Annotated in this window: 12 protein-coding genes; 8 read left to right on the plus strand and 4 right to left on the minus strand. The window is 45.2% G+C overall.

Annotation, left to right across the window (positions count from 1 at the left end; genetic code table 11):
- Window positions 1-5 precede the first annotated feature (5 nt).
- On the minus strand, window positions 6-773 hold the full coding sequence (locus IFO68_RS17570; RefSeq protein WP_336510283.1) for a glucosaminidase domain-containing protein: 768 nt from the start codon (window positions 771-773) through the stop codon (window positions 6-8).
- Entirely contained in the window at window positions 770-1,576 is an 807-nt protein-coding gene (locus tag IFO68_RS17575) for a hypothetical protein (protein ID WP_192017122.1), read from the minus strand. Before IFO68_RS17575 ends, IFO68_RS17570 begins: the two co-directional genes overlap by 4 nt.
- A 386-nt stretch (window positions 1,577-1,962) precedes the next feature.
- Here IFO68_RS17575 and potA point away from each other — a divergent pair, with 386 nt between their 5' ends.
- The 5 genes from potA to IFO68_RS17600 all read left to right on the plus strand — a co-directional run bounded on the left by potA (window position 1,963) and on the right by IFO68_RS17600 (window position 7,129).
- A complete protein-coding gene (potA, locus tag IFO68_RS17580) occupies window positions 1,963-3,081 on the plus strand; it encodes a spermidine/putrescine ABC transporter ATP-binding protein PotA (RefSeq protein ID WP_192017123.1) in 1,119 nt (372 codons plus the stop codon).
- A complete protein-coding gene (potB, locus tag IFO68_RS17585) occupies window positions 3,065-3,922 on the plus strand; it encodes a spermidine/putrescine ABC transporter permease PotB (protein WP_192017124.1) in 858 nt (285 codons plus the stop codon). Before potA ends, potB begins: the two co-directional genes overlap by 17 nt.
- A 2-nt stretch (window positions 3,923-3,924) precedes the next feature.
- Window positions 3,925-4,695, plus strand: coding sequence for a spermidine/putrescine ABC transporter permease PotC (potC, locus tag IFO68_RS17590; RefSeq protein WP_192017125.1), 771 nt, complete (start codon window positions 3,925-3,927; stop codon window positions 4,693-4,695).
- 134 nt (window positions 4,696-4,829) lie between these two features.
- Window positions 4,830-5,861 (plus strand): extracellular solute-binding protein, encoded by a 1,032-nt coding sequence (locus IFO68_RS17595; RefSeq protein ID WP_192017126.1) that lies wholly within the window; start codon window positions 4,830-4,832, stop codon window positions 5,859-5,861.
- Between the two features lie 245 nt (window positions 5,862-6,106).
- Window positions 6,107-7,129 carry an extracellular solute-binding protein gene (locus IFO68_RS17600; protein ID WP_225445315.1) on the plus strand — a complete coding sequence of 341 codons (1,023 nt, stop codon included), beginning with the start codon at window positions 6,107-6,109 and terminating at the stop codon, window positions 7,127-7,129.
- An 82-nt stretch (window positions 7,130-7,211) separates the two neighbouring features.
- On the opposite strand, the gene cobB is transcribed toward IFO68_RS17600, so the two are convergent.
- Window positions 7,212-7,931, minus strand: coding sequence for a Sir2 family NAD+-dependent deacetylase (gene cobB / locus IFO68_RS17605; protein WP_192017128.1), 720 nt, complete (start codon window positions 7,929-7,931; stop codon window positions 7,212-7,214).
- Between the two features lie 386 nt (window positions 7,932-8,317).
- Between cobB and IFO68_RS17610 the strand changes: the two genes are divergently transcribed.
- Both IFO68_RS17610 and IFO68_RS17615 read left to right on the plus strand, forming a co-directional pair.
- Complete coding sequence (locus IFO68_RS17610) at window positions 8,318-8,854, plus strand: opacity family porin (RefSeq protein ID WP_192017129.1); 537 nt, start codon at window positions 8,318-8,320, stop codon at window positions 8,852-8,854.
- Window positions 8,855-9,148: 294 nt separating this feature from the next.
- Window positions 9,149-10,288: a transglycosylase SLT domain-containing protein gene (locus IFO68_RS17615; RefSeq protein ID WP_192017130.1), complete on the plus strand. Its 1,140-nt coding sequence runs from the start codon at window positions 9,149-9,151 to the stop codon at window positions 10,286-10,288.
- 3 nt (window positions 10,289-10,291) lie between these two features.
- On the opposite strand, the gene IFO68_RS17620 is transcribed toward IFO68_RS17615, so the two are convergent.
- Window positions 10,292-10,609, minus strand: a complete 318-nt coding sequence (locus tag IFO68_RS17620; RefSeq protein WP_192017131.1) for a hypothetical protein — start codon at window positions 10,607-10,609, stop codon at window positions 10,292-10,294.
- A 734-nt stretch (window positions 10,610-11,343) separates the two neighbouring features.
- On the opposite strand from IFO68_RS17620, the gene IFO68_RS17625 reads away from it, so the two are divergent.
- The gene (locus IFO68_RS17625) at window positions 11,344-12,054 is read left to right on the plus strand and encodes a DUF3581 domain-containing protein (RefSeq protein ID WP_192017132.1); all 711 of its coding nucleotides are present in this window, start codon (window positions 11,344-11,346) and stop codon (window positions 12,052-12,054) included.
- The last annotated feature ends 147 nt before the right edge of the window (window positions 12,055-12,201 follow it).

The following is a 12,201-nucleotide window of genomic DNA, read 5'->3' on the forward strand; positions in this document are numbered from 1 at the left end:
AACGGTTAGCCCTGTTGCCAAAATTGTTTGTTATGACGGATCATACCCTGAATTTCGTCCACGTACTCTTGTCCACGTTCAGAATATCGGTGCAGTCCTTCCGCAAGCTTTAACCCGGTAACAGGTTGACCTGCAGCACGCTCGTTAGCTCTGATATCCCGAAGCTCCGCATAAGCGCGATTGCGGTTCACATTCATAAAATAAGCGTGAACCGACTGAGCAGCATCAGAGAAAACGGCGACTTCATGCTTCGCTCCTTCCCCCCTGGCACTGGGAACCAAGCCACAGCCTTGGGTATAACACCACTGTCCAAAATAATTATGCCCTTCAACGGCAAACCGCGACGTCCCCCATCCCGATTCGTTGGCCGCCTGACTCAATACCAGCTCTTCAGGGATCATATCCACACGAAGCAACATAGCATCCAGCCAGGATTCTGTGACAGCGTCACTAGTGAGTTCGTGGTTATAAGCATCCCCAAGCTGGCGGGCTTCACTGAGATCATTTGGGCTGATCGCCTGCCCGACTTTCAGCTGGGTTTGAATGGCCAGCAAAAAAGAACGCTCCTGACTGACTCTGGCATTCTCTTGCTGCACGAACGGACGTAAGAACGTAAAAAATGATTGCTTCTTATGGTTTACGTCTTCCATGACGTTAAAATCTGGCCGGGTGGCTTCATCTTGGGTATTCACTGCTTGCTTTTCAGGCTCAGCGCAACCTACAAAGAACAATGTGCATCCGGCAACCGCAAAGTGTCTGACATTTTTTATCACGCGTTAAATACCTTGCTTTCTTCTTCTGTTTTATTGCCTTGATCTTCCCCGTCACCGCCTTTATCAACTGTTGTAACTTGCAAGGTAATGCCGAACAAATTGCGGTAGACAATTGCTTTCACGTTAAAGAAGAAAGGAATTGTCCAGATCAATCCGATGCCAGCGGTAGCAAAGGAGATAAAGAACAAAACCAGCACCGCCAGAAAAATGGCCGATAAAGGCAAAATTTTACGGAATGTGGCCACGACAGAGTACTGGATCGCTTTTAATGGGCTGACACGTTTTTCACACACCAGTGTGATCGTCATGCTGAAAGCCATAGTTAAAAACAACCCAATTAATGGGAACAATGCATTACCTATGCCCTGCAGCGAGGATGTCAGCAACGTAGTGACAACAGAGACTACGGCAAATGGAAACCCTTTCACCAAATAACGCGGTTTGGTTGGCAGGCCAACCGCATGGTTCAGCGCCATCAGGCTGACACCGGCATACAAGGGGGCACTTAATACATCCGACCAGAAATTGGCCATAAAACCCGCTTCAACAATATCAGGTGTGATCCCTTCGCCACTGACAATAGCATCAAAGAAAATAGCAGGGTTACCCAGTTGCACTTGCAGCGCTATCAGCAAGAGAGCAAGCTGCGCTAAAAACAGCCCTGCAATTGCTGGGAAGAAGGTCAGAAAATGCTTTGCCGTCACCTTCCAGGCTTCTTGAAGTACCGCGACAGACTGTAAGTCTGCTTTGCCTGACAGCGCCTTGTCGATTGAGCCGCCAACCTGAAGACTTTTATTACTCATGCAGATAGTTGATTCACATTAAATTAGAACAATGGGCCCGATTGTACGCTACCGTTTGCGCTAAACAAATCGCGTCATCGTTAAAAAATGCTTCAATGCCTCAAAATGGTGGAAATTTGTCGTTCAATTTAGGGTTTTGTTCAGATTTCATCTAAGATCAGTAGTCAATTTGCAATCTAAATTCTGCATTATTAGCCTTTAAACCCCTCAGATAATGCGATGAACTCCGTTGAAATCATTTGCAAAACAGATGAACGAAAAAGTCGCCTGTACAATATAAAAAATACTTTGAATTATACCTATGGGGGTCTATCATCCGGCTCCTGAAATTGACCAAGAAAATGCAGGCAAAAAAATTGCAGGCACGATGTGGAGACCAGGTAGAGTTGAACACAAACATCACATCCAAAGAACCGGTTATTCAGCTCAAAGGGCTGAGCAAGAGCTTTGACGGTAAACAAATTATCACCGGGTTAGATCTCAACGTGAATGACGGTGAGTTTTTAACCATTTTAGGCCCCTCCGGCTGTGGTAAAACCACTGTCCTTCGCCTTATCGCTGGTTTTGAAGATGCTGACCAGGGGCAGATTATTATTGCCGGTCAGGACGTGACTGCCGTTCATGCGGAGCAGCGGCATGTTAATACTGTATTCCAGAGTTATGCCTTATTCCCGCACATGACAGTGTTTGAGAATGTTGCCTTTGGTCTGCGCATGCAAAAAGTGCCAGAAAAAGAGATCAAACCACGTGTGATGGAAGCTTTACAAATGGTTCAGCTGGAGCAGTTCGCTCCCCGCCAGCCACATCAGTTATCCGGTGGTCAGCAGCAACGCGTTGCCATAGCGCGAGCCGTGGTGAACAAGCCGAAAGTTCTGCTGTTGGATGAATCACTTTCTGCGCTGGATTATAAGCTACGTAAGCAGATGCAACTGGAGCTGAAACAGCTGCAGCGTCGTCTGGGCATTACTTTCATTTTCGTCACACATGATCAGGAAGAAGCGCTGTCGATGTCAGACCGCATTATCGTTATGCGTGATGGACGTATTGAGCAAGATGGCACACCGCGTGAAATTTATGAAGAGCCAAGCAACCTGTTTGTTGCCCGTTTCATCGGTGAAATTAATGTGTTCGATGCCACTGTGATTGAGCGTATTGACGAAAAACGTATTAAAGCCATTGTCGAAGGTCGTGAGGCTGTGATCCATTGTGATCTTGATGTGCAGCAACATGCTCCGCTTAAAGTGCTGCTTCGCCCTGAAGATATTCGTCTGAAAGAAATCAACGAAAACGAAGAAAGCTGGGGCCTGATGGGCCATGTGCGTGAGCGTACCTATAAAGGGATGACGCTGGATTCAGTTGTTGAGATCGAAACGGGCAAGTCTGTCATGGTGAGTGAATTCTTTAACGAAGATGATCCAGATGTAGACCACTCCCTGGATCAAAAAGTAGCTATCACCTGGGTTGAAAGTTGGGAAGTGGTACTGGCTGATGACGAAGAAGCTTAATCTGCAAAATATCATCATTTCGGTGATTGTAGGATGGTTACTGGTTTTTGTATTCATCCCGAACCTGATGATTATTGGCACCAGTTTTTTGACTCGTGATGATGCAAATCTGATTGATTTAACCTTCACGCTGGAAAACTACGCACGCTTGTTTGACCCTTTATATGGTCAGGTGATGCTGCATTCGTTCTACATGGCTGGCATGGCAACAGTCTTATGCCTGCTGGTGGGTTATCCGTTTGCCTACAGTATTGCCAAAATGCCGGCAAAGTGGCGCCCGTTCATGCTGTTTCTGGTGATCGTACCGTTCTGGACCAATTCACTGATTCGAACTTACGGCCTGAAAATCATGCTGGGCACCCAGGGCGTATTCAATAGCAGCCTGATGGCCTTAGGGATTATTGATAAGCCCCTGCGTATTATGTACACAGAGTATGCGGTAATGATTGGCCTGGTTTATATCTTGCTGCCATTCATGGTGCTGCCCTTGTATTCCGCCATTGAGAAGCTGGATAACACTTATATTGAAGCCGCTCGTGATCTGGGCGCGAACAAGCTTCAGACGTTTATTCGTGTTATTGCACCATTAACAATGCCGGGTGTGATTGCGGGCTGCCTGCTGGTCTTTTTGCCGGCAATGGGTATGTTCTACATTTCCGACCTGCTCGGCGGTGCCAAAAACCTGCTCATCGGTAACGTCATTAAGAGTCAGGTACTGAACGCCCGTGACTGGCCTTTTGGCGCAGCAACAAGTATCGCGCTGACAATTTCAATGGCAATTCTGCTGTATGCCTATTACCGGGCTGGCAAGCTACTCAACCGTAAAGTGGAGTTGGACTAACTGTGGGACGTTTTTTCAAAGTCAGTCTGATGTCGGTAGTGTACGCATTCCTGTACATTCCCATCATTATTCTTATCGTTAACTCATTCAACGCCAGTAAGTTTGGGATGAAATGGGGCGGCTTTACCACTAAGTGGTATGAGCAGCTTGTGAACAATGACAGCTTAATGCAGGCAGCCTGGCACTCACTGAACATTGCCGTTTACTCTGCAACGGCAGCGGCCATTATTGGCAGTCTGACTGCCGTTGCCCTGTTCCGTTACCAGTTCAAGGGTAAAAGTTTTGTCAACGGCATGCTGTTTGTGGTCATGATGTCACCAGATATCGTGATGGCAATTTCGCTGCTGGCACTTTTTATTCTTATGGGCGCGAAACTGGGATTCCTGACACTGCTGCTGTCTCATATCACTTTTTGTCTCCCATTCGTTGTGGTGACAGTGTATAGCCGTTTGAAAGGCTTTGATGTGAAAATGCTGGAAGCTGCCCGTGATTTGGGCGCCAGTGAATGGGTCATACTCAAGCAGATCATCCTGCCACTGGCTAAACCCGCAGTTTTTGCTGGTTGGCTGCTCAGTTTCACCCTGTCACTGGATGATGTAATTGTAAGCTCTTTCGTAACGGGACCAACGTATGAGATCCTGCCGCTGAAAATTTACTCTATGGTAAAAGTGGGTATTTCGCCGGAAGTTAATGCACTGGCCACTGCCATGTTGATCGTGTCGCTGACCTTGGTTGTACTGTCGCAAATCATTGTGCGGGACAAGACGAAATAAGTTGCGTTTAATTTTATCTGCATGATAATCGTACCGAAATACGGCCGAGGAAACTCGGCCGTTTACGCAGGAGACAAAGGTTTGACTCCTGTTTTATTAACCATCCCAGCAGGGATTTTGGAGTTATCACATCAATGAAAAAATGGTCCGCGTTTCTGGCCAGCGCCGCATGCGCCGCTACTCTGGTATCTGGTAGTGTCAATGCAGCCGATGAAGAATTAGTCTTTATGAACTGGGGTCCGTACATTTCTACGGAACTACGTGAACAGTTCACTAAAGAAACGGGCATTAAAGTCATTTATTCGACTTATGAGTCGAACGAAACCATGTATGCCAAACTTAAAGCGCACCCGGAAGGATACGATCTGGTTGTTCCTTCAACCTATTTTGTCGCCAAAATGCGCGATGAAGGCATGCTGCAGAAGATCGACAAGTCGAAACTGAGCAACTTCAAAAACCTTGATCAGAATTATCTGAATAAGCCGTTCGATCCGAACAATGAATACTCTATACCTCACGTTTTGGGTATCACTGGCCTTGCCGTGAACACTGAAATGTATGACCCAGCTGACTTTGACAGCTGGGAAGATCTGTGGGATCCGAAATATCGTGGTCAGCTGATGCTGATGGATGACACACGCGAAGTTCACCATATCGCCCTGAAGATTCTGGGTTACTCAGGTAACACCACAGATCCGAAACAAATCGCTGAAGCTTATGAAAAGCTGAAAGAGCTGATGCCTAATGTACTGGTGTTCAACTCGGATAACCCGGCTGCACCTTATATGGCTGGCGAAGTTGGCTTAGGCATGCTGTGGAATGGCTCAGCGGCGGCGGCTCAGCGTGAAGGCCTGCCCATTGAACTGGTTTGGCCAAAAGAAGGCGGCATTTACTGGGTCGATAACCTATCGATAACCAGCAATGCAAAAAACACGGAAGCCGCTCATAAGATGATCGACTTCCTGCTACGCCCTGATGTTGCCGCGAAAATTTCAGAAGAAACCGGTTATCTGACAGGTGTGGAAGCATCAAATGCAAAATATAAAGACAACCCTACTCTGTTTCCACCTAAAGAGGAATTAGAGCGCGGTGAGTTCCAGAATGCTGTCGGTGACGCCAACATTCTGTATGAGGAAAACTTCCTCAAGCTGAAAGCTGGTCAATAAGCGCTTTCTTTAGGCAACCAAAATGATTTGGTTGCCTTTTTTCTTATCCCCTCTGCTATACTCTCCCACTGATTCTGTAATAAATTCCATACGTTAGTAATGAGTTAATACCTCATTCTGACATATTTTGTCATCTGAAATGACACACCCTGTCCGCAAGAGAGGTGGGCATTAGTATAGCTACCAGAATGCTATGTAGGGCTTCTGAAGTTGGGAGTAACTAAATGAAAAATTGGTCTTCAATCATGGTCGGCGGTCTGTTTGCCATGTCGCTGACATCACATTCAGCGCTGGCTGCAGACGAAGAACTGTATTTCTACAACTGGTCTGAGTATATCCCAGCCAGTGTGCTGGAAGCGTTCACCAAAGAAACCGGTATCAAAGTCATCTATTCGACTTATGAGTCGAATGAGACGATGTACGCTAAATTGAAGACCTACGGTTCAGGTTACGATCTGGTCGTGCCTTCTACATATTACGTCTCTAAAATGCGTGACGAGAATATGCTGAAGAAAATCGAAAAGTCTAAACTGTCGCATTTTAAAGACCTGGATCCTAACTTCCTGAATAAGCCTTTCGACCCAAGCAATGACTACTCGATTCCCTACATTTGGGGCGCAACAGGTATTGGCGTGAATACAGATCTGATCAATGCCAAAACGATCACTGGCTGGAGTGACTTCTGGGACAGCAAATGGCAAGGCCAGCTAATGATGATGGACGATGCACGTGAATTCTTCCACATCGCATTACGTAAGTTAGGTTACTCAGCCAACACTCAAAACCCCGACGAAATTAAAGCCGCTTATGAAGAACTGAAAAAGCTGATGCCCAACGTGCTGGTCTTTAACTCAGACTACCCTGCTAACCCTTACATGGCAGGAGAAACCTCTTTGGGTATGCTTTGGAATGGTTCTGCCTACATGGCACGACAGGAAGGCGCCCCAATTGATATCGTTTGGCCTGAAGAAGGTGCCATTTTCTGGATGGACAGCCTGGCAATCCCAGCCGGCGCGAAAAACGTTGATGCCGCACATAAGATGATCGACTTTTTGCTCAAACCTGAGAACGCAGCAAAAGTTGCACTGGAAATTGGTTATCCAACCCCTGTTGCAACAGCCAAAGATAAGCTGCCAAAAACATTTGTGGATGACCCGAGCATCTACCCGCCACAAGCTGTAATGGATGCCGGTGAGTGGCAAGACAGTGTCGGTGATGCGGTATCACTGTATGAAGAATATTACCAAAAACTAAAAGCTGGCCAGTAAACAACCTTTAAGGCGTCGTAAGACGCCTTATTTTTTTAGCTTTACTTGTCTATACAAGCCTGCACTCAAGAATATTAATGTACTAGTCAGTTGGCGCTAGCAACTCATCGACGAGCTCAGGGACAATTCTTGACGCCGGTCCATAGCGTTTCTCATCAAATTCACTTTCCACAATACTCGGCTCTAAGTTGAGTTCAAGGGTGTGTGATCCGTGCATTGCAGCCTCATGAACAAAGCCCGCCGCCGGATAAACTGAACCTGATGTACCAATAGCGATAAAGAGATCGGCCGCAACCAGCGCAGAATAAATCTTATCCATTGACTGCGGCATTTCTCCGAACCAGACAACATTAGGCCTTAACGGCGCTGGAATCTGGCAGCAATGGCAGCTGTCATCCAGTGAAATATCACCGCTCCACTCAATAGTTTGACCACTTTGACTGCACTGAGCTTTAAGTAACTCACCATGCATATGAATGACATTATGGCTACCCGCTTTCTCATGCAGATTGTCTATGTTCTGCGTTATCACTGTCACCGTACCGTCGAGTTCCTTTTCCAAACGTGACAGCGCATAATGCGCAGCATTAGGTTGAACAGTTCCACTTTCTAACTGTTGACGGCGCTGATTGTAGAAGGATTGCACCAGGTAAGGGTCTCTGTTAAACCCTTCCGGTGTTGCTACATCCTCAATACGGTGGTTTTCCCACAGCCCATCCTGGTCACGAAAGGTTTTGATCCCCGACTCGGCTGATATTCCAGCGCCAGTGAGTATCACTATATTTCGATAGGGAAAATGCATCTTTCCTTGCCCTTGTTAACGTTTACCACAGTTATACCATCGACCGGACAGCAATATAACTCTTACCTTGTCAGACAATAGTCGTAAGTAGATATCGTATGAGTAATCGTTGAGGTGTGATTAATGTAAACTCTGCTAGATGAAAAGTTATAGTGCATTAAACAAAGCCATTAATCTCGTAATTAAGAATCTAACGGATGATTCTGCTTGCACGACATGTTGTTTTGCCATTCGAATTTTTCCTGAGTTTTATTATAAGAATGATTAATAAAATAGTTTATGTATCTTTGTGAAACACGATGAAAACTTTGGAGTATTTATGCAACTTTGAATAGTCTCGTCTATGCTTCACCTGTATCACACACAAAAACAATGGAGTGATGGAAATGAAGCAAAAAGCATTGGCATTATTAGTAACAACACTGTTGGCTAGCCCGGCTGCACTTGCCGTAACTCTGGAAGAAGGTACGCAAGAATTCGGCTTACAAGGTAGTCTGGATCTTGATTATGTGGATGATTATTTATTCCTGTTGAACACCTCCTATGGCTATTTCCTGATGGATGACTGGGAAATCGGGGGGGTTTTGGATGTAAACATGAGTGACAGCACCAAGACCTTCCAGCTTGGTATGTTTACTGAGTACAACTTTACCAACGACAGTAACTGGGTTCCTTATCTTGGCGCCGCTGCTCAGCTAGCCAATCTTTCGGCAGATGCAGATGATGACGTCGATTTTGATATTGAAGATGTCACTGCTTTGAATATTAAAATCGCAGGTGGTGTGAAATACTTCATCAACCCACATGTTGCCATTAGTGCAGAGGTGAACTACAACATCGCGACCGACGATATCAGCGTCACAAAAGACGGCGTTGAGGACAGCTTCACCCGATTCATTTTTGGTACAAGATTCTACTTCTGACAGTTCCTCCCATACAACGCCGCAGCAATGTGGCGTTGTAGTTTCTACAGGTCCCAACCCATTTCACTTTATTGTTTATACCTCAGTTAAATATTTTCGAGAAATCACCGAAAAATTTTTCATGAGCTGTATCAAAAAACAGACAAGTTAAACAAACCAGTCTTGCTATACCTTAAAAAAACACAATAAAAATTTATTGCTGGGTTCGATCAGACTAAGGTTAGCAGGCCGATTATGAGAAACGCTTACCCGTTGTTGGTTTTGTCATTCCAGTTTCTGACAGGCTGTGGATCCATGTCTGTCACCAATGATGCACACAATGAAGCCTTCCAAAAAGCATTGCTGCTTGTTGCAAGTAAAAGCCAGCGATGCCCTATTCCGGAAGATGTTATTGATGGTCGCTATCTGGCAACAGGCTTACCTTCTGATTATTCGCCACCTCCCTTAACTGAGCTATCAATGATCAAAGAAGAGAGTCTCTGGCAAATTCTCGCAAAAGAAAGCGATCTTCCGGTACCAAACAACGCAAGAGTGCGGAACTATAAACAATGGTATCTGAGCCGGCCATTACACCTCAAGACAGTATCAAAGCGAGCTCAACCATTTCTTTATTACATCTACCAAAATGCTCAAGCTCGTGATCTACCTATCGAACTTGTTTTACTGCCTTTCATAGAAAGTGCATTTGACCCCTATGCTCATTCACATCAAGGTGCAGCTGGGCTGTGGCAGATCACGAAACCAACAGGTAAATCATTCGGATTGCAATTTCGGCCTGGATATGACGGCAGGCTTGATATTATTGCCTCGACTCAGGCTGCACTTGATTTACTGGAATATCTTCATGATAAATTCAATGGTAACTGGCTACATGCGATTGCCGCATATAATTCCGGTGAAAGCAGAGTTCGCAAAGCAATCAAAGCCAACAAAGCGCTGGGGAAATCAACCGACTTCTGGTCGTTAGCATTACCCCGTGAAACAGAGCATTATGTCCCTAAACTGCTGGCATTAAGCCAGATAATTAAAGAAGAGAATCATACCTCTCTTCCTTTGGTATACATACCCAACAGCCCAGTATTGACGTCAGTAACGATAACACGGCAAGTGCCCCTTGCTCAGATTGCCAGTGATGCAGGACTGACCGGAAAAGCACTGTATCTGCTTAACCCAGGATACTCTGCCGGGCTAACATTAAGGCAGGAACAGAGCCAGTTACTCATACCTAAAAAACAGCTCAATCACTTTTATCAGCAGCCTGAGAAATTACACTATGTCAAGAACAAATACAGCGTTCGACATATTGAGCCTGGCGATTCTTTATATAAACTGGCCACGTTAAACAACACATCGATCAGAGATATAAAACAAGCCAACCAGTTAGTGAACAATAAAATACATGCAGGTCAGCTTTTGCTTATCCCAGTCAAATAACATTTATTCTGGAGCGCTGCCATTCACAAATTGCCAGGCTTGATTAATTTCCCAGTCAGGCTGGATGGCTAATTTCATCACTTCACCCATATTAATTAACAACTTTACGTCTGACTGATTATGCGATATTGCCAGGCCGACAATGACCCCGGCGAGTAAACAAGCCGGAGCAATCAGGCTACGAATAGCCATCAAACTTGTCAGTGCCAACACCATCAGGATAGTTGCTATATACAAATGCCCTGGGAGCTGTGTAAAAAACGCAACATAAATAGCAACGGCCTGAATGATTGCGCCCACAACTAAAAACACGATTGTCATTAATCCACCACAATAAATATTTTTATCTTATTTTTTATGAGTATAGACAAATATTTCGTCATAGGATGAAATTCTTATCACCATTTTTTTATGTGAATTTTTTATGCTTATACACCAATTCTCAGTCTAATTGTTAAAACGAACTATACTGAAAATAAAGAAAGTGCCTTTCTTGCAATAATGAAAGGAGCATAACAACAGTGAGCAGTCACCGGGGGAGTATTCATGCATCATGACGAAATGATCGTACCAAGCGCCGTTGGTCTTATCGGCCGGACAGCAAGTGTGGCCGGTTTCATCTTAGCGGCAGGACTGCTATTAATGCTCTTTTAAACTCTACTCACTGGCACATCCAACTGAACGTCAACTGCCTGAGCACAAACTGGCGTTCGAGAGCGAATGCATTGATAGTTGTAGACGACAATTAGCATCAACCACATGAGATAAAATTTGGGTACTCAGCCAGCAATACTGACAGAGTACCCATTAGCATGCAGTTTCCCTACCGCTTATAATATCTGGCTCTTCTACACGCACAGATGGGTGATTCAGCAGAGCTGATTACAGCTCAAAGGTCTCGGATATTACCCTAGTATGTGATTTGTTGCATCACTTTTGTTTTCACCTCTGAATCAAATCAGTGTTCTGCCACATTTTCAGCTGGCTAGACCATTTACTCTGTTGATATCAGGTAAACTACCGGGATTACGATGATCTAAGGTAGTTCCAACTCAATGTTTTTAGATTCTTACTTCGCCGAGCATAATGGTGCTTATACATTTACCCGCGAACAAGCCAGCCATTTTGCCAAAAAAGTCGCTGGCGATTTCAACCCAATCCACGATGCCGATAACAAACGTTTTTGTGTTCCGGGCGACCTCCTCTTTTCTGTCATGCTGGCAAAAACAGGATTGAGCCAGAAAATGCGTGTGGAATTTGCAGGTATGATCACCGATGGCGTAGCCCTGGCTATCAACACGAAATCATCCAACGATCTGTCACTCGTCGATGAAAAAGGCAAAGAATACCTTCACGTCCTTCGCGAAGGTGAAGTCACCCACAATGCCAGCCTTATCGAAACAGTTACCAAAAATTATGTGCAATTTTCCGGAAAGAATTTCCCGCACATCATGGTGCCTTTAATGGAGTCTAAGCAGGTAATGATCAATCCTGCCCGCCCGCTGGTTATCTATGAAAGCATGGAACTGGAATTCAGCCGGCTGGACCTTGAAGCGCCAACCGTTGAGCTTACTGATTCCATTCTCGAATCTGACGGTAAGCGTGGTAGCGTAACGCTGGCATTCAGCTTTACAGAGCACGGTGAAGTCGTGGGTGAAGGTCGTAAGCGTATGCTGATGAGTGGCCTTAAGCCATACTGCCAGAACGACATAGATGATCTGGTCGCCCGCTTTAACGCCAGAAAAGAAGCTTACCAGGCAGCATAATTTGACAAATGTGTCTGGAAACCTTAAACCGCTTCTAGACACACTTTACTCCGCCTGCTACATTTCATGCACTTAATATCTGTTTATTACTTTGGAGGACACAAGATGATTGTATTAACAACTCTCTGGGCACAGAAACAGGCAAAG

This window comes from Photobacterium arenosum (assembly GCF_014841115.1).
Lineage (GTDB): Bacteria > Pseudomonadota > Gammaproteobacteria > Enterobacterales > Vibrionaceae > Photobacterium > Photobacterium arenosum.